The organism is Microbacterium sp. LWS13-1.2 (assembly GCF_040144835.1).
Taxonomy (GTDB): Bacteria; Actinomycetota; Actinomycetes; order Actinomycetales; family Microbacteriaceae; genus Microbacterium.
The window spans coordinates 2,280,696-2,302,689 of record NZ_CP151632.1 but is presented as its reverse complement, the minus strand read 5'-3'; the positions used below and the strand labels follow the sequence as shown (position 1 = coordinate 2,302,689).

The window sequence follows — 21,994 nt, the reverse complement described above, 5'->3', positions numbered from 1 at the left end:
AGAGACAGCGCTAGATCGCCATTGCCGCCCGCACGCCTTCGGCCGCGGACGCTCCGCCGTCGCCCACGCTCGAGACGAAGCCGCTCGCGAGCACGAGGTACTTGTCCGCCGCCTCCAGTGCGAAGCCGATGTGCTGCTCGACGAGCAGGACGGATAGTCCCTCGCTCGCAAGCTGCATCACCGTGTGCTCGATCTCGGCGACGATCGTGGGCTGGATCCCCTCCGTCGGCTCGTCGAGGATGAGCATCTTCGGCTCGGTGATGAGCGCCCGAGCGATCGAGAGCTGCTGGCGCTGACCGCCGGAGAGCAGCCCGGCCTTGCGGCTCGCGAACTTCTCCAGGGCGGGGAATCGTGACAGCTGCTGCTCGATGAGCGCCTTGCCGCGCTTGCGACCGTCGGCGATGAGCTGCAGGTTCTCCATCGTGGTGAGCTGTGGGAACGACTGCTGACCCTGCGGCACATACGCCATGCCCCGTGCGACGCGCTTGTTGGGCGGCAGTGACGTGACGTCGTCTCCGTCGAAGATCACCCGACCGCTGCGCGGCTTGATGAGTCCGATCGCCACGCGCAGCAGAGTCGACTTGCCGGCGCCGTTGTGGCCGAGCACGGCGACCACCTTGGCGGCGGGCAGCGTCACACCGTGCAGCACGAGCGTCGGGCCGTACCCTGCCTGGATTTCGTTCAGCTCGAGCACGTCAGGCTCCCTCTTCCTGCATTGCGGCATCCGTCGTCCCGTCGGGCACCACGAACATGGCGGCGGTGGTCGCGGCCCCGGCGGTGCCGAGGTAGACCTCCTGCACCCTGGGGTCGGCCTGCACCTGGGCGACGGCCCCCTCCGAGAGGACCTTTCCCTGATGCAGCACCGTGACGCGCGACGCATAGCGGCGCATGAAGTCCATGTCGTGTTCGACGACGAGGACGATGCGGCGCTGGGCGATTCGCTGCAGCAGCTCTCCCGTGGCGGTCCGCTCGTCCTGGCTCATTCCGGCGACGGGCTCGTCCAGCAGCAGCGCGCGGGGCTCCTGAACGAGCATCATGCCGATCTCGAGCCACTGCTTCTGGCCGTGGGACAGGATGCCGGCGGGAGTCTCGCGCTCATCGCTGAGGCCGGTCTCCTCCAGCGCCGACTCGATCGCCGGGTCGACGCCGCGGCGGGCTCGCAGCAGCGAGAGCGAAGAGCGGTGCAGCCCCGCCGCGATGTCGAGGTTCTGCAGCACGGAGAGCTGCTCGAACACGCTCGCAGTCTGGAAGGTGCGGCCCACGCCGAGCCGCACGATCTTCTGGGTCGACCTGCCCAGGAGCTCCTGGCCCGCGAGCGTGACGGATCCCGTGCCCTTGGAGAGGCCGGTGATGGCGTCGATGCACGTGGTCTTGCCGGCACCGTTCGGACCGATGAGGAAGCGGACCTCGCCCGGGTGGGCGTCGAAGGAGACGCCGCCGACGGCGACGAATCCGTCGAACTCGACCCGCAGGTCGGTGACGACGAGCGAACCCTCGGCGGCGGTCACTTCGTCACCTCTTCACCGACGGGCTCGAGCACGGCAGCGGGATCGGCGAGCGCAGCGGGGGGTGTTTCGCGCGGGCGCCACACCAGACCCTTCGCCTTCCCGAACAGCGAGGACAGCCCCATCGGGAGGAAGAGCGTCACCAGGATGAAGACCAGGCCGAGGATGTAGATCCACCCGTCGGGCCAGTTGGAACCGAGACTCGACTGGCCCCATCCGATCGCCATCGCCCCGAGAGCCGGGCCGAAGAGCGAGGCGCGGCCTCCCAGCGCCACGCCGGCGATCATCAGGATCGAGGCGGAGGCGCCGATCTCGGCCGGGGTGATGATGCCCACGATGGGGACGAACAGTGCTCCCGCGATGCTGGCCATCACCGCGGCGACCACGTAGGCGACCAGCTTGATGTTGGCGGGGTCGTAGCCGAGGAACCGCACGCGCTCTTCGGCATCGCGCGTGGCGATCAGCAGCTCGCCGAAGCGGCTGCGATTGAGCTGCCACACCGCGAGCAGGCACAGGATGAGCAGCGAGGCGGCGATCATGAAGACCATCACCTTGTTCGCGTCGTCGTTCAGGACGAACCCGAAGAAGTACTTGAAGTCGCTGAGCCCGGTGTCGCCGCCGGTCTCGCGGATCGTCGAACTGATCAGGACCGCGAGCGCCACGGCGAGCGCCTGGGAGAGGATCGCGAAGTACGCGCCTTTGATTCTGCGCTTGAACAGGGCGTAGCCGAGCACCCCGGCCACGATCACCGGCAGCAGCACGATGGCCGCCAGCGTGAACGCGTCACTGCGGAACGGCTCCCAGAAGGCGGGAAGGGACGCCGACGGGTCGTACAGGATCATGAAGATGGGAAGGCTGCCGGGTGCCGTGCTCTCGAGTGTGAGGTGCATCGCCATGGCGTACGCACCGAGCCCGAAGAAGACCCCCTGGCCGAGGACCAGCATTCCTCCACGACCCCAGGCCAGCCCGATCCCCACCGCGGCGATCGCCCAGCAGCAGTACTTGCCGAGGTTGTTGAGCCAGTGCATCGACAGCACTGCCGGCGCGACGACCAGGAGCAGCACGGCGAACACCGCGATGCCGATGAGCGGAAGCCACGGTCTGATTCTCGTCATGTCAACCCCCGGGTGCGGACCGTGAACAGGCCCTGTGGACGGAACTGCAGGAACACGACGAGGAGCACGAAGGCCAGCACTTGGGCCATGCTTCCGGTCGTCCAGTCGGCGAAGAACGACAGCGCGATGCCGAAGGCCCACGCGGCGATCACGGTGCCCTTGATCTGGCCGACGCCGCCGGCGACCACCACGAGGAAGGCGGGAATGATGTACTGCGTGCCCATCTGAGAGTTCGTGCCGCCGATCAGGGATGCCGCGACTCCGGCGACACCGGCCAGGCCCGAACCCACGAAGAACGTGATGCGGTCGATGTTGCGGGTGCGGATGCCGCTGGTCTCGGCGAGGTCGCGGTTCTGGACCGTCGCTCTGATCCGGCGTCCGAAGGACGAGTACTTGAGCCACGCCGCCAGTGCGACCAGGCACAGGGCGGCCAGCACGATCGTGAACACCTGGCGAAGGGGCCACGCGTAGCCGAAGACGTCGACCTGCCCGTCGAGCCACCCGGGCGCCTCCACGGGCACGCCCTGTGCCGGGAAGATCTGCAACGCGAGCTGCTGCAGGATCAAAGCCACCCCGACCGTGACCAGGAGGGTGTCCAGCGGCCGTCGGTACATCCATTGGATGATGCCGATCTCGAGAAGAAGGCCGAGCAGGCCCGCGCCGACGAAGGCGAGCGGCAGGGCCAGCAGGATCGAGATGTTGCTCGAGGTGACGACCAGCTGGGTCATGTAGGCGATGAACGCGCCGGCCATGATGAACTCGCCGTGCGCCATGTTGATCACCCCCATCTGACCGAAGGTGAGGGTGAGCCCGAGCGCGGCCAGCAGCAGCAGCGCACCCAGCGCGGTGCCGTTCAGCAGGGGCGGTAAGAGTGCATCCACGTGCTTTCGCTCTCTGTGCGGTCGGGAGTTCTTCGGTGGTGATGGTGCGGGGTCCCGCGTCCGGGGGACACGGGACCCCGCATCCGGTGAGGATCAGCCCGCGGCGGCTACCAGAGCATCGCGGACGTCAGCGGGGAACCAGTCGTAGCCCTCGAGGTACGGGTCCGGCTCGATGAAGCCGTCGGAGGACCAGACGATGTCGAACTGGTTCTCGGCGTTGATCCTGCCGATGTTGCCCGGCTTTGAGATGTGGTGGTTCTCGCCGTCCAGCGTGACGACACCCTCCGGCGCGTCGACGGTGATCCCGCCTGCCGCGGCTGCCGCATTCACGTCGTCGACCTCGAAGGAGCCGGCCGCTTCGACCAGCGCCTTGTAGAGGTACATCGAGATGTACGCCGCCTCCATGGGGTCGGAGGTCACCCCGCTGCTGCCGGGGTAGGCCTTCCATCGCTCGATGAAAGCCGGGTTGTTGGGAGTGTCCATCGACTGGAAGTAGTTCCAGGACGCGTAGTTGCCGGTGACTTCGTGTCCCATGGCCGGCGCCTCCTCCTCGGCGATCGACACCGAGATGATCGGGGTCGTCTCGGGGGTGAGACCGGCGTCGTAGTAGGCCTTGATGAAGCCGACGTTCGACGAGCCGTTGATCGTGTTGAAGACGAAGTCCGGGTCCGCCGCGACGATCTTGGACACCTGAGTGGTCCAGTCGTCCTTGTCGAGGGGAACGTACTCCTCGCCGACGATCTCGATGCCGAGTTCTTCGGCGTAGAGCTTGATGATCGCGTTCGCGGTGCGCGGGAACACGTAGTCGGAGCCTGCCAGGAACAGCGTCTCCACACCCTGCGCGGCGAGGTAGTCCATCGCGGGGATGATCTGCTGGTTGGTGGTCGCGCCGGTGTAGTAGATGTTCGGCGACGACTCGAGGCCTTCGTACTGCACCGGGTAGAAGAACAGTCCGTTGTTCTCCTCGACGACCGGCTTGACGGCCTTGCGGGAGGACGAGGTCCAGCCGCCGAAGATCGCGGCGACGCAGTCCTGGGTGAGCAGCTTCTCGGTCTTCTCCGCGAAGGTCGGCCAGTCGGTGGCACCGTCTTCCTGGATGTACTCGATCTGCTTGCCGAGGATGCCGCCGTCGGCGTTGATCTCATCCGCGGCCATGTGCAGGACGTTGGAGACGGTCTGCTCCGAGATCGCCATGCCGCCGGTGAGCGAATTGAGGAAGCCCAGCTTGATCGTGTCGCCCGACGTGTCGATGCAGCTCGCCGGTGCCGCGGCATCCGATTCGGCCGCCGCCGGGGCATCGCCGGCGCGGGAACCGCAGCCGGCGAGAACGAGGGCGACCGTCGCCGCGAGGGCGGGAACAGCCAGCAGGCTTCGCGCCCGCCGTGTCCTGTTCGTTGTCATGGGAACTCCGTTTCTGTGTGATGCAGGTGGTGCGTTCTCGGGTGGGCCGGTCCGCCCTGCGGGCACGCCGCATGACGCCGTCGCACCGGCACTGTCCTCGGGAACGCCGAAAGGGAGGCGCGTCGAGGGTGTGGCGGCGCGGGCTGATCGGTGGGTCAGCGGTGTGGTGCAGGGGTGGGCCGGTGGTGCGGTGCGTCTCGATGCCTGCTGGTGCCGGGCTTCGCGTGCCGGTTCAGATCGGCGGAAGGTGGTCGCCGACTGCTGCGGTCCTGCCAGCATGGGCGCGTGACATTACTCTGACATTTCTCGATTGTTCCGGTTCTGTTAATCGTGCGCCGTTGCTCGGCCGCAGAAGCGCGTAATTCCGGGAAACCTCGAATTAATGCCGAAGTGAGGGCTCTCGGCAGCCGTCGGCGAATACGGGCGTTGTGGCACACTTCTGACATCACCAGCCGGAGGCCCGAATGCACTTCACTCCCGCCGAGACCGAGAAGCTCCTGCTGTCGGTCGCCGCGATGGTCGCGCGCGATCGGCTCGAGCGCGGCATCCTTCTCAACCACCCCGAGACGGTCGCGCTGCTGTCCTGCTGGGTGATCGAACGGGCCAGAGAAGGCCGTGGCGTCGCCGAGCTGATGCAGGAGGGCCGCGCCGTCCTCACGCGTGACCAGGTGATGCCGGGCGTTCCCGAGATGATCGCCGACGTGCAGGTCGAGGCGACCTTCCCCGACGGTCGCAAGCTCGTCACCGTCCACCATCCGATCGACTGAGGAGTCGCCGTGGCATCCGCTACCTCCCAAGGCCCTGGCGCCTACCGGATCCGACCGGGACGCATCGAGCTCAATGCCGATCGGAGCGAGGCGGAGCGCATCCGGCTCGTGTTCGTGAACACCGGAGACCGGCCGATCCAGATCGGTTCGCACATCCACCTGCCCGATGTGAATGCGGCCCTGGAGTTCGACCGCGCGCTCGCACACGGATTCCGCCTCGACATCGCGTCCGGAACCTCGCAGCGCTTCGAGCCGGGCGCGTCACGAGAGCTCGACGCCGTCGCGCTGCGCGGAGCGCGTCGGGTTCCCGGCATCCGGGTCAAGACCGACGGAGAGGAGCTCCTCGATGGTCTGGCTTGATCGGTCGCGGTACGCCGCGATCTACGGTCCGACGGTGGGCGACGAGGTGCGCCTCGGCGACACCGATCTGTGGATACAGATCGAGCGCGACCTCACCGCAGGCGGGGAGGAAGCCGTCTTCGGCGGCGGCAAGTCCATCCGCGAATCCATGGCCCAGGCCACGGCGACGCGGGCGGAAGGAGCGCTGGACACGGTCATCACCAACGCGGTCATCCTGGACTGGTGGGGCATCATCCGCGCCGATATCGGCATCCGTGACGGTCGCATCGTCGGCATCGGGCACGCCGGCAATCCCGACATCAGCGATGGCATCGACATGATCATCGGGCCCTCGACCGACGTCATCTCGGGCGAGGGGCGCATCGTCACCGCCGGCGCCATCGACTCGCACGTCCACCTGCTCTCGCCCTCGCAGATCCACGAGGCCCTCGCCACCGGGATCACCACGATCGTGGGCGGGGGCACCGGCCCCTCCGAGGGATCGAAGGCGACGACCGTCACACCCGGTGCGTGGCATCTGTCCGCCATGCACCGCGCGCTCGATCCCCTCCCCGTCAATGTCCTGCTGCTCGGCAAGGGCAACACCGTCTCGATGGCCGCACTGAAGGAGCAGGCGCTCGCGGGCGCCGCGGGCTACAAGGTGCACGAGGACTGGGGCTCGTCCCCCGCCGCGATCGACGCGTCCTTGCGTGCCGCCGAGGAGTGGGGGCTGCAGGTCGCGCTGCACTCCGACTCGCTGAACGAGGCGGGCTTCGTCGAGTCGACCATCGCGGCGATGGGCGGCCGGTCGATCCACGCATTCCACGTCGAGGGAGCGGGCGGCGGTCACGCGCCCGACATCCTCTCGATCGCGGGGCTGCCGAACGTGATCCCCGGTTCGACGAACCCGACCCTCCCGCACACGGTGAACACCGTCGCCGAGCACCTCGACATGCTGATGGTCTGCCATCACCTCAACCCCGCCGTGCCGGAGGATCTCGCGTTCGCGGAGTCCCGCATCCGTGCCACCACGATCGCTGCGGAAGACATCCTCCACGACATCGGAGCGCTGTCGGTGACCTCCTCCGACGCACAGGCGATGGGCCGCATCGGCGAAGTGGTCACGCGCACCTGGCAGGTCGCGCACGTTATGAAGCACCGTCGCGGTGGGTTGGACGGCGGGATGCCGGCAGACAACGAACGCGCACGGCGCTATGTGGCGAAGTACACGATCAACCCCGCGATCGCCCACGGCATCGCCTACGACGTCGGATCGATCGAGGTCGGCAAGCTCGCCGACCTCACGGTGTGGGACCCGAAGTTCTTCGGCGTCCGCCCGGCCGTCGTCGTCAAGGGAGGAGCGATCGCGTGGGCCGCGCTCGGCGACCCGAACGCGTCGATCCCGACACCTCAGCCCGTGATGATGCGACCGTCCTTCGGCGACACGATCGGGGCAGACCTGTCGGTCACCTACGTCTCACCCGCGGCTCTGCAGGACGGCCTCGCCGAGACGCTCGGGCTGCGCCGCCGACTCGCGACGGTCGAGCCCACGCGTCACATCGGCAAGGCCGACATGAAGAACAACGACCGTCTGCCGTCGATCCGCATCCGCCCCGACACGTTCGAGATCGCGATCGACGGCGAGGACGTCGAACCGGCACCCGCGGCATCCCTCCCGCTGGCCCAGCTGTACACCATGTTCTGAGACGCTCCATGGACTCCGCCGCGCACACCGTCACCATGCTGCTCGCCGACGCACGTCTGCCTTCGGGCGGGCACGCGTTCTCGGCGGGCGTCGAGCCGGCCGTCCAGGGCGGGCTCGCGCGAGCGGACGTCGGGGCGTTCCTGCGTGCCCGGGCGCGCACGACGACGCTCGTGGATGCCGCAACCGCGGTCGTGGCGCGGCGGGCCGGCCTCAGCGGTGCGCCTTATACGCCGGTCGAACGGGCGTGGGCGGCGCGCACCCCGAGCCGCGCAGCGCGGACCGCCTCGATCGACCTCGGCCGTGGGCTGCTGCGACTCGCGCAGCGCCTGTGGCCGCAGTCGCCCGCGATCGACGCACTGACCGGAGGGGACACGGCGACGCCGCCTCGCCCGATCGTCCTCGGCGCGATCGCGGCTCACGCGGGGCTCGATGCCGAGACTCTCGTGCGCGTCGCCGTGTACGACGACATGGCCGGCGGCGTCGCCGCTCTCCTCAAGCTCGAACCCGGCGACCCGGTCGACGGCGTGCGGCTCGTGATCGACGCGTGCGCGGCGGTCGATCCCTTCATCCTGCAGCTCGCGGCACTCGACTCACCCGAGGCGATCCCTGCGGCGAGCGCCCCCGAATCCGAAGCGTGGACAGAAGCCCACGCCGTAACGAACAGGAGACTCTTCCGTGCCTGACTCACCACTCGCTCCCCGCGCGCTCCGGCTCGGCGTCGCCGGCCCCGTCGGCACCGGCAAGTCGTCGCTCATCGCCACGGTGTGCCGCGCTCTCGCGACCGACCTGCGCCTCGGCGTCATCACGAACGACATCTACACCGATGAGGACGCCCGGTTCCTCCGCTCCGCCGGTGTGCTCGACCCCGAGCGCATCCGGGCCGTCGAGACCGGTGCGTGCCCGCACACCGCGATCCGCGACGACATCACCACCAACCTTCTGGCCGCCGAAGACCTCGAGCGAGACTTCGCGCCCCTCGACGTCGTGCTCATCGAGTCGGGCGGCGACAACCTGACGGCGACGTTCTCGCCCGCCCTGGTGGACGCGCAGATCTTCGTCCTGGACGTCGCCGGCGGAGGCGATGTCGCTCGGAAGGGCGGCCCGGGCATCGGTCGCGCCGACCTCCTCGTCGTCAACAAGACCGACCTGGCGCCGTATGTCGGCGTCGACGTGGCGCAGATGGTGACGGATGCCGAAGGGGCACGAGACGGCCGCGCTGTGCTGGCCCTGTCGCGGCACGACGCAGCCTCGGTCGCGGCGCTGCGTGCCTGGGTGCTGATGATTCTCGCGAGCCACCGGGCGGGTACCCACATCGCGCAGGACCCCGGGCCGATGGCCCCGCACTTCCACGCCGATGACGAGCATCCCGAGGGCGGGTTCGTCCACTCCCACGACCACGATGCCGCCGACGCCACCCACGTCCATGACCACTCCCGCACGCAGGCCGCGCGGCGCTGAGACGAACGAGTGACCTCGACGCGCATCGCGGTCGTCGCGGGTGAGCCGCGGGCGCATGTGGAGCTCGCCGTGGGCGCGCTCGCACCGCGCCTCATCTCGCGCGATCGCACACACGCGCAGATCGCGGTCGCCGCAGCCGGCATGGTGCTGCTCGGCGGCGACCACGTGCACATGGAGATCGACGTCGGACCGGGGTGCACGGTAGAGATCGAGGACGTCGGGGGGACGGTCGCCTATCGCGGCGCGCGTTCGTCGTGGATCCTCGACGTGGCGGTCGGAGCCGGCGGGACGCTGCTGTGGCACGGTCTGCCCTTCGTGGTCACGGACGGGGCGGACGTCGAACGCCGCACCTGCATCACCCTGGATTCCGACGCGCGAGCGGTGATCCGCGAGACGCTCGTGCTCGGCAGGCACGGCGAACGGGGCGGGCGACTCGCCTCAGCGCTGGCGGTCGCCGATAGCGGCGGACCCCTCCTCGTGGAAAGGCTGGAGGCAGCCGGGAGTACGCCCGAGCCCGGGGTGCTCGGCAGCAACCGGGTGATCGATGCCGTGATAGCCGTCGGATTCCGCCCGCCCGCCCGTGCGGGCGACCTCGAGTTCGATCGGCCCGGATCCATGGCGCGTCACCTCTCCGACCACACGCACGGCTCGTCCCTGGACCGCGTGTGGGATGCCTGGGTCTCGCACGCGCAGGAACGCCCCTTCACGCCTGAGCCGGAAAGGACTCACATTGACAGCACTCCGCGATGATCAGACCGGGCCACGCATCCGTCGGAGCACGATCGGCGTCATTTCGCTGATCGCGATCCTGCATGTGCTCGGCTGGGGAGTCCTGGTCCTCCTGGTGATCCCCGCCGGCATCCCGCTCGGTGGCGGCGGGGGCACGCTCGTCACTCTCGGCGTCGGGCTCACTGCGTACGCCCTGGGAGTGCGCCACGCGTTCGACGCCGACCACATCGCTGCGATCGACAACACCACGCGCCGCCTCGCCGAACGCGGAAAGCCGGCCAACACCGTCGGATTCTGGTTCTCGCTCGGCCACTCGACCGTCGTCGTCGTGCTGTGCATCCTGCTGGCACTCGGAATCACGGCGATCGGCACGTCGCTCGCCGATGACTCCTCCGCCCTTCGCACCTGGACCGGGATCATCGGCCCCACCGTCTCGGGCGTCTTCCTCCTCATCATCGCCGCCATCAACATCGCGTCGCTGCGGCGCCGCCACGGGCACGCAGGCGGTCCGGTGCTGCGGATGCTCGGGCCTTTCGAGCGAGCGGTGGATCGGCCGTCCCGCATGTACGTCGTCGGACTGCTGTTCGGGCTGGGCTTCGACACCGCCACGGAGATCGGGCTGCTCGCACTCGCAGGTGCCGCCAGCTTCGGAGCCGTGCCCTGGTGGGCAGCGCTCACCCTGCCGGTTCTGTTCGCCGCCGGAATGAGCGCCTTCGACACCACCCAAGGCGCGGTGATGCGCCGCGCGTACAGCTGGCAGCCCGGTCGGCGCCACCTGGGTGAGGTGTACGCGCTCGTGATGACCGGGATATCGGTGGTGGCCGCGGTGCTGATCGCGATCGTCCAGCTGTCAGACGTCCTCGTTGCGAATCTCGGCGTCGGAGGTCCGCTTCCCTGGGTGGCATCGGTGGGCATCGACGGACTCGGGTTCGTGCTGACAGGCATGCTCCTCGTCACATGGGCGGTCGTGCTGGTGACCATGCGACGGCCTCGGACGACCACGAACTGACGCCGGCCACGGGAGCCTCGCGCCGTACCGCGATGCGCGCACCTCCTCCCGCACCGCGCCGCGCGTCGAAAGGGGTGCGGCCCTTCCATCCGGGCGCAAGCGCGATCAGTATGGGTTCGTCGGCATCGAGCGATGAGGGGTTCAAAGATGAGCGTTTACCGAGTGATCGACGTCATCGGCACCAGTGCCTCGTCCTGGGAGGAGGCGGCACGAGAGGCCATCACCACCGCCGCGGGATCACTGCACGATCTGCGCGTCGCCGAGGTGACGAAGCAGGACATCGTGGTCGGCGACGACGGGACGCTGCTGTTCCGTTCCCGGGTCCAGCTGTCCTTCAAGTACGCGCCCGAGTAGGCCGATCGCCCGCACCGGCCGGCGCCCTGTCGGCTAGCATTCGGGGATGACGAACCTGCCGCCGATCGAAGATGTCTCGATCGGCGGTGACGACATCCGCCTCGGGCAGTTCGTGAAGTTCGCCGGACTCCTCGACTCCGGCGGAAACGTCAAAGAGGCCATCATCGACGGCTATGTTCTCGTGAACGGCGAGGTCGATCGCCGTCGCGGACGCCAGTTGCAGCTCGGCGACATCGTCGGCTTCGAGGGACGACGAGTGCGCGTCTGCCCCTGAGGGCGTCGACGCGGACGTCACCTCGTCTTCAGCCGCAGTTCGGGCGGCAGCCGCGCTGGGTGACCGCGTCGACCAGCACCGTGCCGATGTCGGTCGGCTGCAGCGCCTGATATGCCGCACCGTCGGTGGCGGCGGCGATCTGCTCGAGGGCGGCCTGGTCGGTGTCGGGTCCGTAGCCGATCGCGATGACGGCGACGGGTTTCGCCGGGTCGCGGAGCGTCTCGAGCTGCGCGAGCAGCCCCGGCAGGTCGAGGCCTTCGTCGTCCTCGTTGTACCCGTCGGTGTTGAGCAGGACCAGGTTGACCTGACCGGGGACGTAGGTCTCACGCATGTACTGCACCGCCGCGAGCACGCTGTCGTAGAGCCCGGTCCCGCCGCCGACCAGGCTGTCGAGCCCGTTCGCCGTGTCGATCGTGCGCTGTTTGTGCGCCGGATCGCCCAGCGGACCGAACGGGACGATCTCCTGCCAGTCCTGCCCGCCGATCCGCCGGCTCGAGAAGACCCAGGTGGCCAGCGACGAGTCGGTCGACAGCGAGTTGATCGCCCGGACGGCAGCCTGTTCGAACAGGTCGATGCGCCGCATGTCGGCGGTCGCGGGCTGGAGCATGGAACCCGACACGTCGTTGAGAGAGAGCATCCGCGACGGCGCCGTGATCATCTGCCAGGTGCGCAGCGCTTCGGCCTGGTTGGCGCTGTCGACGGGTTCGGATGCCGCACCGGCGTCCTCCGTGGTGGAGTCCAGCGTGCTGCCCGCCGCATCGCGCAGTCCGTACTCGACGAGCCGGTCGCTCCCGCCCACCAGGGAAGCGGAGAGCTCCTTCACGGCCGCGAGTGTGTCGTCCGAGGCGTCGGCGAGCGTCACGAGGGACACGCTCACCGCGGGCTTCACGTCGGCCGGATAGATCGGCACGAGGGGGGTCTCGGCATCCTCGTCGTATTCCAGGACGGCCTGCTCGGTGGTCACGGCGATCGTCGGCGTCGTCGCGGTGGAGGCCGCCGCGAGCGCGTCGGCGGCGGTGGGAACGACGCCGGCGTCGAGGCCGAGCGCGATCGCCGTGAACATCCGCGCGTCTCCGGCGACCGCCGTCTGCAGAGCCAGCAGCGCGGCGGAGCTCGCCGCGACCGTCGACGGATCCGGCAGCACGGCGGCGACCGAAGGTGCCGCCAGGCTCGCGAACCCGGCCCCGGCGGTCTGGAGAGCAGCCGCCGTCGCCTCGGTCGCGGCGAAGACGACGGGCGTGCTGGCCACGGGGTCGCTGACGACCAGTTCCGCGGCGTCCACCCCGGTGAGCTCCGCCTGACCGGTCGCCCGCGCGGGCCACATCGCGGAGTCGGGCACCCAGACGTCGAACTCCGGCGCAGACCCCGAGGCCAGCGCCGCCGCCGTGACCGAGCTGTCCTCCACGTTGATCGTCACGCCCGGGCAGTCAGCGCGGGATCGGGTCAGTTCGGCGACGGTCGCCTCGATCGCGCCCGCGACTGCCGGATCCGCAGTGATGCGCAGACTCGCCGGCAGACAGTCACTCGTCGACGTCGACGACGCGTCCTGCTCGGGTTCACCGGGGGCTCCGCGCAGGAAGAACACGCCGAGCACGACCGCGACGGCGACGGCGAGAACGATGATGACGCCCAGGAGGATCAGCGAGCGCTTCCGCTGCTGCGCAGCACGCGCGGCCGCGCGTGTGGGCGCGCTGTCGCTGGCGGGCGTGTTCGGCTGCACTCGAGCCACAAGCACTCCGATGGACGGCGGGTGGGTGCCCGCATGGGATACGGCGTCGTATCGGGGAATACGGCATCGTACGTGGGGGGATACTTCAGTGGAGTATAGGCGACGGGGGCAGCGCCGAAACGGAACGCCCGCGGGAGGGATGATGCGTCTGCCGCACAACCGGTCCTGGCGCGGGCGGCAGACCGTGACATCGATCGGTGATGCTGACAGGATGACGGCATGGCACGCGCCCTGCGGGTGATCCTCCGTGGTCGTTCACTCGTCTCACTCGAAGACGCGGCGCCGTCGCCGCCGCGTTGGACCGAGAGCTGAGGCCTGTGCATGACGCCATCGCACGTGATCAAGCCGCTGACGCCCGAGACCTTCCCGGCCTGGCTGGCGCTCGCGCAGAAGCACAACGGGGTCTGGGGCGGGTGCTATTGCTCGTATTTCCACGATGACACCGAGCACACGGTCAAGAGCGAGTACGACCGTCCGACGTTCAAGCAGCGACTCGTGGACGAGGGGGTGGCTCACGCGGCGCTGGTCTTCGACGGCGAGGATGCGATCGCGTGGTGCGAGTACGGCAGTCCGGCCGAGCTGCCGGGCATCTACCACCGCAAGCAGTACGACGCCGGTGAGGTCAACCCGGCGCCGTGGCGCATCACCTGCTTCTTCGTCGACCGCGACCACCGGCGTTCGGGAGTGGCGCGGGAGGCGCTGGACGGCGCACTCGCGCTGATCGCGCAGGCCGGCGGCGGCGAAGTCGTCTCATTCCCCAACGAGCTCGTCCCCGGCAAGAAGACGTCGTCTTCGTTCCTCCACAACGGCACGAGGGCCATGTTCGAGAAGGCGGGATTCACCTTCGAGCGCCATATCGGCAAGAGCAAGACCGTGATGCGCAAGACGATCCCACCTGCCCAGGACTGACCCCGGGTCCGGCGCGCCGGGCGCGCAGAGCAAGGCGAAGCGGCCGCCCGCCGCTAGACCGGCTCCGTGGTGCGGATCAGGCCGCAGTTCACGCACGACCATGCGACGAGGAATCGCTCATCGTCGAGGATCTCGAACCTCAGAGCGTCGCCGCAGGTCGGGCAGGATCGCGGATCCGCAGCATCCACCGTCATGCGGCCAGCCTATGGACCTGACCGGCACGGCGCACGCTGTGAAGCGAGCGGGATGCCCTGCTCGCCCGGGATCGTCACACTGTCATGTTCCCGGGCGGGGGTCCCGTCGGCGACCAGCTGCTGCGGACAGCGCCGGCGGGACCCGCTCGGCGAGGCTCAGGCGGCGAGGGCCTTCGCCTTCAGAGCGTTGTACTCGTCCTGGGTGATGGCGCCCGAGTCGAGGAGCTTCTTGGCGGACTCGATCTCAGTGGAAGCCGACGGAGCGCCTGCGACGCCGCGGATGTAGGCGTTGGCTTCACTCTGGGCCTGTCCGCGGCGCTCGAGCTCTCGCTGGCTCATCCCACGGCCGCGGGCGATGAGGTAGATCAAGGCGGCGAGGAACGGGACGGCGACGAGGAAGATGACCCAGAGGGCCTTGCCCCACCCGTTCAGGGTGTGGTCACGGAACAGGTCCATGATGATCGTGATGAAGATCCAGATGCAGGCGAAGAGGATATAGAACCAGAAGATCCACAGCAGGAAGTCCCAGAAGCTGCCGGTCATGATGACGTGCCTTTCGTTCGGGCGGCGTACCGCGCGGGCGTCCGCGTTCAGCGGTTCGCGCTGATGCCACCATCCTCCGGATCGCCCGTCCGCTCATCACCCGCGAAGGGTGACACCGACGTCTGGACCGGTGCGCAGTCGCACCCTCCGTCAGTACCTGATGCGGTAGCGGAGGTGGGTCACACCGTCTTCGCCGGGGAGGACCCTGATCCGCTCGAGCTCCCGGCGCGGCGAGCCGAGGTGCTCGAAGAGCCGGCGACCTTCTGCGAGCAGCACGGGGATGAGGTGGATCTCGATCTCGTCGAGGAGGGCGGCCGCGATGGCGCGCTGGGCCGTGGCGGCGCCGTGCACCAGGACGTCCTTGTCGCCCGCCGCCTGTCGTGCGTCGCGGAACGCCGCGGCGATGTCGTTCGTGTAGTGCACGGCGGACATGTCGCGTGCCCATGCCGGCATCGGCCGGCGGCTGAGGACCCAGATCGGCACCCCGCCGTGGTGGTCGCCGTGCCATCCCTCGGCCGGCTCGAACGTGCCGCGACCGGCGATCACGGCGCCGGTGGACATGAACTCGTCGACGATCTGCGCATTCGCTCCGCCCTCGGGAGGAAACACCCACTCATGGAGCCTGCTGCCGCCATCGCCGAGGCCGTTCTCGTCGGTCTCGTTGGGTCCTGCGATGAACCCGTCGAGCGACATGGACATGTACAGCACCGTGTTGGCCATGCACGACTCCGCTCTGCGTCGATGCAGGCATTGTCCTCCCTTCGCGCCGGCTCGGCGAGTACGTCGCGGTCGTCGCGGTCGTCGCGGTCGTCGCGGTCGCCGCGAACCCGCGCCCCGGCGGTGCAGAGACGCTGCCCGGGCGGGCGTCGGCCGGATCAGCTCGCTGATTGTGCATGAACTCGATGCGGATGCCCTTGTCGTCCTCGACCAGACGGGCGCCCCGAAGTATTCCGCATTTCGCCGGCCCCGCTGCGACACCACGCTGCAAGCGATTGCGTGCGCGGTAGACAGAACGGATGCCGCGGCGCTCAGGATCCCCCAGATGAGGGCGTTCTCATTATGTAAGCGCTTGCAGTTCTCGCGAGCGCGCTGCTAATGTCGGCCGCACATCGCACCACAACGGGCACGTCGCCGTGCCCCCCACTCAGGAGCTCCTGTGTCGAAGTCGACCTCAGCCCGTGCCCGCATCGTGACCGCAAGCCTCACCGCGGCGGCCCTCATCCTGACCGGAGGAGTGGTCGCGATCGCTCCCGCCGCTGCAGCCGAGCGCACGTTCGCGCTCGTCGGCAGCCTTCAGTCCGAGCTCGGCTGCCCCGATGACTGGCAGCCGGCCTGCGCCGCGACCGAGCTCGCCCCGACCGCGACGGCGAACATCTACGCCACCGAGTTCGAAGTGCCGGCCGGCTCGTATGCCTACAAGGTCGCGGTGAACGACGCGTGGGACGAGTCGTACGGGCTGAACGGGGGCAACGATGACATCCCGCTCACGGTCGACGGCCCGTCGACGCTGCGGTTCGTGTTCGACGACAACTCCCACCGCGTCGGCGTCGAGGTGAAGAGCCTGCGCGCCGGCTACACCGCCGACGACGACGCCCTCGTCACGGCCCCGGTGCGGCAGCCCGGCAGCCAGGAGCAGTTCTACTTCGTGATGACCGACCGCTTCGCCAACGCGGACGAGTCGAACGACGAGGGCGGCCTGACGGGTGACCGCCTGACGACCGGCTTCGACCCGACCGACAAGGGCTTCTACAACGGCGGCGACATCGCCGGTCTCCGCGAGAAGCTCGACTACATCGACGGCCTCGGCACGACCGCGATCTGGCTGACGCCGAGCTTCAAGAACAAGCCCGTGCAGGGCGAGGGCGCGAACGCGAGCGCCGGCTACCACGGCTACTGGATCACGGACTTCACGCAGATCGATCCCCACCTCGGCACCAACGCGGAGCTCGAGGCGCTCATCGCCGAGGCGCACGCCAAGGGCATCAAGGTGTACTTCGACATCATCACGAACCACACCGCCGACGTCGTCTCGTATGCCGACGGTCAGTACGGCTACGTCGACCAGGCGACCACCCCCTACCGCGACGCCGCCGGCACCGCGTTCGACCCGGCCACCTATGCCGGCACCGACTCGTTCCCGGCGCTCGACCCGTCGACCTCGTTCCCGCACCCGCCGGTGATCGCGGCCGAGGACGCGGACGCGAAGACCCCGGCTTGGCTCAACGACCCCACGCTGTACCACAACCGCGGCAACTCGACCTGGACGGGCGAGTCGGTGACGTACGGCGACTTCGACGGCCTGGACGACCTGATGACCGAGAATCCCGCGGTCGTGAACGGCTTCGTCGAGGTCTATCAGGACTGGATCGACCTCGGCATCGACGGCTTCCGCATCGACACCGCCAAGCACGTGAACTTCGAGTTCTGGGAGCAGTGGACCACCGAGGTGCTCGACTACGCGCGCGACGTCAAGGGCAAGGCCGACTTCTTCATGTTCGGCGAGGTCTACGACGCCGATCCGGTGAAACTCTCGCCGTACGTGCGCGACACCGACATGTCCAGCGTGCTCGACTTCACGTTCCAGTCCTCGGCCGTGAGCTTCGCGTCGGGCAACAGCGCGAAGGGGCTGCAGAGCCTCTACGCCGGCGACGACTGGTACACGACGCCCGACTCGTCGGCGACGGCGCTGCCGACGTTCCTCGGCAACCACGACATGGGCCGTGTCGGCTACATGCTGCAGTCGACATCGAACCCGCTCGAGCGCGACCTGCTCGCGCACGACCTGATGTTCCTGGGCCGCGGCCAGCCCGTCGTCTACTACGGCGACGAGCAGGGCTTCGCAGGCGCGGGCGGCGACAAGGACGCCCGCCAGAGCCTCTTCGCGACCGAGGTCGCCGCGTACCAGAACCAGAACCTCATCACGGGTGCCACCGCCGGCTCGGTCGACCGCTACGACACCTCCGCACCGATCTACGAGCGGATCGCCGCGCTCGCCGCGCTCCGTGATGCGCACCCGGCGCTCATCACCGGTGCACAGATCGAGCGCTACGCCGACAGCGGCGCGGGCGTCTACGCCTTCTCGCGCGTCGACCGCGACGAGAAGGTGGAGTACCTGGTCGCCCTCAACAACACCGCCTCGGACAAGACCGTGAGCCTCACCACACTCACCCGCGGCGCGTCCCTCGAGCCGGTCTACGGCACGACGACGGCGATCTCGACGGATGCCGCAGCCACGGCATCCGTCACCGTCCCGGCTCTGTCGGCCGTCGTCTACCGCGCCGACCGGCCGGTGACCGCGCCCGAGGCGCCGCTCGCCGTCACCGTGTCGGCGCCCGCCGCCGGCGCGGCGGTCACCGGCTCGGCGCCGATCGCCGCCGACGTCGACGATGCGACGTGGACCGAGACCAGCTTCGCGTGGCGCGTGGTCGGTTCGGACGAATGGCACGCGCTCGGCACGGCTGAAGACACCGACCCCCGCGTGTTCCACACTGCGGAGGGCCTCGCCGACGGCACGCTCGTGGAGTACCGCGCCGTGACGACGGATGCCGCCGGCGCCCACGCCGCCGCTTCGACCTACGCATCGGTCGGCAACGCCGTGACGCTCGACGTGCCGGAGGAGCCGGAGTCGCCGATCTCGATGGTGACGGTGCCCGGCAGCCTCAACTCCGAGATGGGCTGCGCCGGTGACTGGGCTCCCGGCTGCGAGGCGGCGAAGCTGACGCTGCGCGCCGACGGCATCTGGGCCGGTACGTTCGACCTGGCGCCCGGGGACTACGAGTACAAGGTCGCCATCGACGGCTCGTGGACGATCAACTACGGCGCGAACGGCGTGCTCGGCGGCGGGAACATCGCCATCACGCACCCCGGCGGCCCGATCTCGTTCTACTTCGACCCGCGCACGAACATCGTGCAGTCGAGCGCCGAAGGCCCCATCGTGACGGTTCCGGGCTCGCACCAGAGCGAGAGCGGCTGCACGGGCGACTGGGCGCCGGACTGCCTCGCGAGCCTCATGGCAGACGGAGACAAGGACGGCGTCTACGAGCTCACCGTCGACCTTCCCGCCGGTGCGTACGAGGGCAAGGTCGCGCACGGCATGAGCTGGAGCGAGAACTACGGCGTCGGCGGTGCTGCGGGCGGGTCCAACTACTCGTTCACCGCCCAGGACGGCGTGCCCGTGGTGTTCCGGTACACGCTCGCGACGCACGTGCTGCAGATCGGCGACGGGCTCCCCGGCCTCGGCGAGGAGCGCGCGCACTGGATCGACGAAGAGACGCTCGCGTGGCCTGCCGACCTCGGCGCCGACCCGGCAGAGGCGTCGTGGCAGCTGCACGCGTCGGCGGCGGCATCCCTCGCTCTGGAAGACGGCGAGGTCGTCGGGGGTGAGACGGTCGAGCTCACCCGCGTCGAGGGCGATCTCACCGACGCGCAGAAGGAGCGGTTCCCGGCTCTGGCGGGCTACGTCGCGCTGCGGGTGGCGGATGGGACGGATGCCGCGGCCTTCCTGCGCGGCCAGCTCCTGGTCTCGCAGCGCGACGCCGACGGCACGGTGCGGGCGTTCACCGGGGTGCAGATCCCGGGCGTGCTCGACGACCTCTACGCGGATGCCGTCGCCGACGCCGACCTCGGCGTGACGTTCGCGAAGGACAAGCCGACGTTCCGCCTGTGGGCCCCGACCGCGCAGAGCGCGACGCTGCTCACGTGGGAGCCCTCGACGGGCTCAGGGGCCGAGGCCGGCGACCCCGTGCGTCACGAGGCGACGTGGGATGCGGCATCCGGAATCTGGACCATCGCCGGCGCCAAGGCGCTGAAGGGCGACGAGTACCTGTGGGAGGTCGTCGTCTACGCGCCGACCACGGGGGTGATCGAGACGAATCAGGTCACCGACCCGTACTCGGTGGCGCTCACGACCAACTCGCAAGCGTCGGTCGCGATCGACCTGGACGACAAGCAGTGGCGCCCGAAGGCGTGGGAGAAGACGAAGACGCCCGTCGTGGACCGGCCCGTCGACCGCGCCATCTACGAACTGCACGTCCGCGACTTCTCCGTCACCGACGAGTCGGTGCCCGCGGCAGAGCGCGGCACGTACCGGGCGTTCACGCGTGACAGCGCGGGCACGGCGCAGCTGCGCCAACTCGTCGACGCCGGCATCAACACGGTGCACCTGCTGCCGACCTTCGACATCGCCACGATCGAGGAGGACCGCACGCAGCAGGCCGTGCCCGACTGCGACCTCGCTTCTATGCCGGCCGACAGCGCCGAGCAGCAGGCGTGCATCGAGCCGATCGTCGACGCCGACGGCTTCAACTGGGGCTATGACCCGCACCACTACTCGGTGCCCGAGGGCTCGTACGCCGTCGACCCGGAGGGCGGTACACGCGTCGCCGAGTTCCGCTCGATGGTGGGCGCGCTGCACGGCATGGGCCTGCAGGTCGTGCTCGACCAGGTGTTCAACCACACCTCGGCGTCGGGACAGGCGAACACCTCGGTGCTCGACCAGGTCGTGCCCGGCTACTACCAGCGCCTGAATGCGGCCGGCGGGGTTGAGACGTCGACGTGCTGCCAGAACGTGGCCACCGAGCACGAGGTCGCCCAGCGGCTCATGGTGGACTCCGTCGTGCTGTGGGCTCGCGAGTACAAGGTGGACGGGTTCCGCTTCGACCTCATGGGCCATCACTCGAAGGAGAACATGCTGGCGATCCGCGACGCCCTCGACGAGCTCACGCTCAAGCGCGACGGCGTCGACGGCAAGGCGATCTACTTGTACGGCGAGGGCTGGAACTTCGGCGAGGTCGCGAACAACGCCCTCTTCGAGCAGGCCACGCAGGGACAGCTGGGCGGCACCGGCATCGGCACGTTCAGCGACCGGCTGCGCGATGCCGTGCACGGCGGCAGCCCGGTCGACGCCGGCTCGAAGTTCTACCAGGGCTTCGGCACGGGCCTCGCGACCGACCCCAACGGCAGCGCCCAGTCGGCGCCCGGCGATCCGTTCGCCGATCTCGCCCACAAGACCGATCTCGTCAAGCTCGGGCTCGCAGGCAACCTGCGCGACTTCACCTTCATGTCGGCGGACGGCACGCTCAAGGCGGGCGACGAGCTGGACTACAACGGCTCGCCCGCGGGATACGCGGACCAGCCCGACGAGGTCATCACGTACGTCGACGCCCACGACAACGAGACGCTGTATGACCTCTCGGTGCTGAAGCTGCCCACCGACACCCCGATGGCGGACCGCGTGCGCATGAACACGCTGTCGCTCGCGACCACCGCCTACGCGCAGACGCCGTCGTTCTGGCACGCCGGCACGGAACTGCTGCGTTCGAAGTCGCTCGACCGCAACAGCTATAACTCCGGCGACTGGTTCAACCGCATCGACTGGACCGGCCAGGAGTCCACCTTCGGGTCGGGCCTGCCGCGCGAGGCCGACAACGGCGACCACTGGGACGACCTGGCGCCGCTCCTGGCCGATCCCGCGAACAAGCCCGGCGCACCCGACATTGCCACGGCCGAGGCATCCGCCCTCGATCTGCTGCGGGTGCGCGACGAGGTCGGTCTGCTGCGACTCGGATCCGCCGCGCTCATCGAGCAGAAGGTCTCGTTTCCGAACAGCGGGACGGATGCCGCTCCCGGCGTCATCGTGATGCTCATCGACGACCTCGTCGGCAAGGACGTCGACCCGAAGCTGAAGGGGGCGCTGGTGGTCTTCAACGCCGGCACCGAGCCCACCACGCAGACGGTCGCCGAGCTCGCCGGCCGGAAGTTCTCGCTGACGCCGGCGCTCGCCCAGGGCTCGGACCCCGTCGTGAAGACCACGACGTGGGATGCCGCGACCGGCACGATCACGGTGCCGGCGCGCACCGCGGTGGTGCTCGTCGAAGCCCAGCGTCGCTGACGCTCCCGGCGCTCGCCCGTCACGTGGCGGGCGAGCGCCGGTGATGACGAGTGCCGGCTCACCTTCGACAAAGGTTCGTTGTCTGTCACGGCGGCACCGTATGGCAGCCGTCGGACATCGGCCATGCCTCCTCCACGGGGATGCGAAGTCGGCGCGCAACCGGAGTTATCCACAGGTGCGAAACGGCATTTGA

General features: G+C 69.0%; 20 protein-coding genes. 11 read left to right on the top strand and 9 right to left on the bottom strand.

The window, feature by feature from the left end; translation table 11 throughout:
• Nucleotides 1–10 precede the first annotated feature (10 nt).
• The 5 genes from MRBLWS13_RS10860 to urtA all read right to left on the bottom strand — a co-directional run bounded on the left by MRBLWS13_RS10860 (nt 11) and on the right by urtA (nt 4,902).
• Complete coding sequence (locus MRBLWS13_RS10860) at nt 11–694, bottom strand: ATP-binding cassette domain-containing protein (protein ID WP_349425390.1); 684 nt, start codon at nt 692–694, stop codon at nt 11–13.
• Between the two features lies 1 nt (nt 695).
• Nucleotides 696–1,508, bottom strand: a complete 813-nt coding sequence (urtD, locus tag MRBLWS13_RS10855) for an urea ABC transporter ATP-binding protein UrtD (protein WP_349425389.1) — start codon at nt 1,506–1,508, stop codon at nt 696–698.
• Nucleotides 1,505–2,620 (bottom strand): urea ABC transporter permease subunit UrtC, encoded by a 1,116-nt coding sequence (gene urtC, locus MRBLWS13_RS10850; RefSeq protein WP_349425388.1) that lies wholly within the window; start codon nt 2,618–2,620, stop codon nt 1,505–1,507. Before urtC ends, urtD begins: the two co-directional genes overlap by 4 nt.
• Nucleotides 2,617–3,501: an urea ABC transporter permease subunit UrtB gene (gene urtB / locus MRBLWS13_RS10845; protein WP_349425387.1), complete on the bottom strand. Its 885-nt coding sequence runs from the start codon at nt 3,499–3,501 to the stop codon at nt 2,617–2,619. Before urtB ends, urtC begins: the two co-directional genes overlap by 4 nt.
• A 93-nt stretch (nt 3,502–3,594) precedes the next feature.
• A complete protein-coding gene (urtA, locus tag MRBLWS13_RS10840; RefSeq protein WP_349425386.1) occupies nt 3,595–4,902 on the bottom strand; it encodes an urea ABC transporter substrate-binding protein in 1,308 nt (435 codons plus the stop codon).
• Nucleotides 4,903–5,366: 464 nt separating this feature from the next.
• Here urtA and MRBLWS13_RS10835 point away from each other — a divergent pair, with 464 nt between their 5' ends.
• From MRBLWS13_RS10835 to MRBLWS13_RS10795, 9 genes are all read left to right on the top strand, one after another.
• Nucleotides 5,367–5,669 (top strand): urease subunit gamma, encoded by a 303-nt coding sequence (locus tag MRBLWS13_RS10835; RefSeq protein ID WP_349425385.1) that lies wholly within the window; start codon nt 5,367–5,369, stop codon nt 5,667–5,669.
• A 9-nt stretch (nt 5,670–5,678) separates the two neighbouring features.
• Nucleotides 5,679–6,029 carry an urease subunit beta gene (gene ureB / locus MRBLWS13_RS10830; protein ID WP_349425384.1) on the top strand — a complete coding sequence of 117 codons (351 nt, stop codon included), beginning with the start codon at nt 5,679–5,681 and terminating at the stop codon, nt 6,027–6,029.
• Complete coding sequence (locus MRBLWS13_RS10825) at nt 6,016–7,713, top strand: urease subunit alpha (RefSeq protein ID WP_349425383.1); 1,698 nt, start codon at nt 6,016–6,018, stop codon at nt 7,711–7,713. The genes ureB and MRBLWS13_RS10825 overlap by 14 nt, the downstream gene beginning before the upstream one ends.
• An 8-nt stretch (nt 7,714–7,721) precedes the next feature.
• Nucleotides 7,722–8,396 carry an urease accessory UreF family protein gene (locus MRBLWS13_RS10820; protein ID WP_349425382.1) on the top strand — a complete coding sequence of 225 codons (675 nt, stop codon included), beginning with the start codon at nt 7,722–7,724 and terminating at the stop codon, nt 8,394–8,396.
• A complete protein-coding gene (gene ureG, locus MRBLWS13_RS10815) occupies nt 8,389–9,171 on the top strand; it encodes an urease accessory protein UreG (RefSeq protein WP_349425381.1) in 783 nt (260 codons plus the stop codon). Before MRBLWS13_RS10820 ends, ureG begins: the two co-directional genes overlap by 8 nt.
• Nucleotides 9,172–9,180: 9 nt before the next feature.
• A complete protein-coding gene (locus tag MRBLWS13_RS10810; RefSeq protein ID WP_349425380.1) occupies nt 9,181–9,921 on the top strand; it encodes an urease accessory protein UreD in 741 nt (246 codons plus the stop codon).
• Nucleotides 9,902–10,909 carry a HoxN/HupN/NixA family nickel/cobalt transporter gene (locus MRBLWS13_RS10805; protein WP_349425379.1) on the top strand — a complete coding sequence of 336 codons (1,008 nt, stop codon included), beginning with the start codon at nt 9,902–9,904 and terminating at the stop codon, nt 10,907–10,909. Before MRBLWS13_RS10810 ends, MRBLWS13_RS10805 begins: the two co-directional genes overlap by 20 nt.
• A gap of 147 nt (nt 10,910–11,056) precedes the next feature.
• Entirely contained in the window at nt 11,057–11,263 is a 207-nt protein-coding gene (locus MRBLWS13_RS10800) for a dodecin family protein (RefSeq protein WP_349425378.1), read from the top strand.
• A 46-nt stretch (nt 11,264–11,309) separates the two neighbouring features.
• The gene (locus tag MRBLWS13_RS10795; RefSeq protein ID WP_349425377.1) at nt 11,310–11,537 is read left to right on the top strand and encodes an RNA-binding S4 domain-containing protein; all 228 of its coding nucleotides are present in this window, start codon (nt 11,310–11,312) and stop codon (nt 11,535–11,537) included.
• Between the two features lie 28 nt (nt 11,538–11,565).
• Here the strand turns inward: MRBLWS13_RS10795 and MRBLWS13_RS10790 are convergent, their stop codons facing one another.
• The gene (locus tag MRBLWS13_RS10790; RefSeq protein ID WP_349425376.1) at nt 11,566–13,266 is read right to left on the bottom strand and encodes a substrate-binding domain-containing protein; all 1,701 of its coding nucleotides are present in this window, start codon (nt 13,264–13,266) and stop codon (nt 11,566–11,568) included.
• A 321-nt stretch (nt 13,267–13,587) separates the two neighbouring features.
• Here MRBLWS13_RS10790 and MRBLWS13_RS10785 point away from each other — a divergent pair, with 321 nt between their 5' ends.
• A complete protein-coding gene (locus MRBLWS13_RS10785) occupies nt 13,588–14,175 on the top strand; it encodes a GNAT family N-acetyltransferase (RefSeq protein WP_349425375.1) in 588 nt (195 codons plus the stop codon).
• Between the two features lie 53 nt (nt 14,176–14,228).
• Here MRBLWS13_RS10785 and MRBLWS13_RS10780 read toward each other — a convergent pair whose 3' ends face one another.
• From MRBLWS13_RS10780 to MRBLWS13_RS10770, 3 genes are all read right to left on the bottom strand, one after another.
• On the bottom strand, nt 14,229–14,369 hold the full coding sequence (locus tag MRBLWS13_RS10780) for a hypothetical protein (protein ID WP_349425374.1): 141 nt from the start codon (nt 14,367–14,369) through the stop codon (nt 14,229–14,231).
• 156 nt (nt 14,370–14,525) lie between these two features.
• Nucleotides 14,526–14,912, bottom strand: coding sequence for an SHOCT domain-containing protein (locus MRBLWS13_RS10775; RefSeq protein WP_349425373.1), 387 nt, complete (start codon nt 14,910–14,912; stop codon nt 14,526–14,528).
• Between the two features lie 150 nt (nt 14,913–15,062).
• Nucleotides 15,063–15,632 carry a dihydrofolate reductase family protein gene (locus tag MRBLWS13_RS10770; protein ID WP_349425372.1) on the bottom strand — a complete coding sequence of 190 codons (570 nt, stop codon included), beginning with the start codon at nt 15,630–15,632 and terminating at the stop codon, nt 15,063–15,065.
• A 436-nt stretch (nt 15,633–16,068) separates the two neighbouring features.
• Between MRBLWS13_RS10770 and pulA the strand changes: the two genes are divergently transcribed.
• Complete coding sequence (gene pulA, locus MRBLWS13_RS10765; protein WP_349425371.1) at nt 16,069–21,801, top strand: pullulanase-type alpha-1,6-glucosidase; 5,733 nt, start codon at nt 16,069–16,071, stop codon at nt 21,799–21,801.
• Nucleotides 21,802–21,994 lie beyond the last annotated feature (193 nt).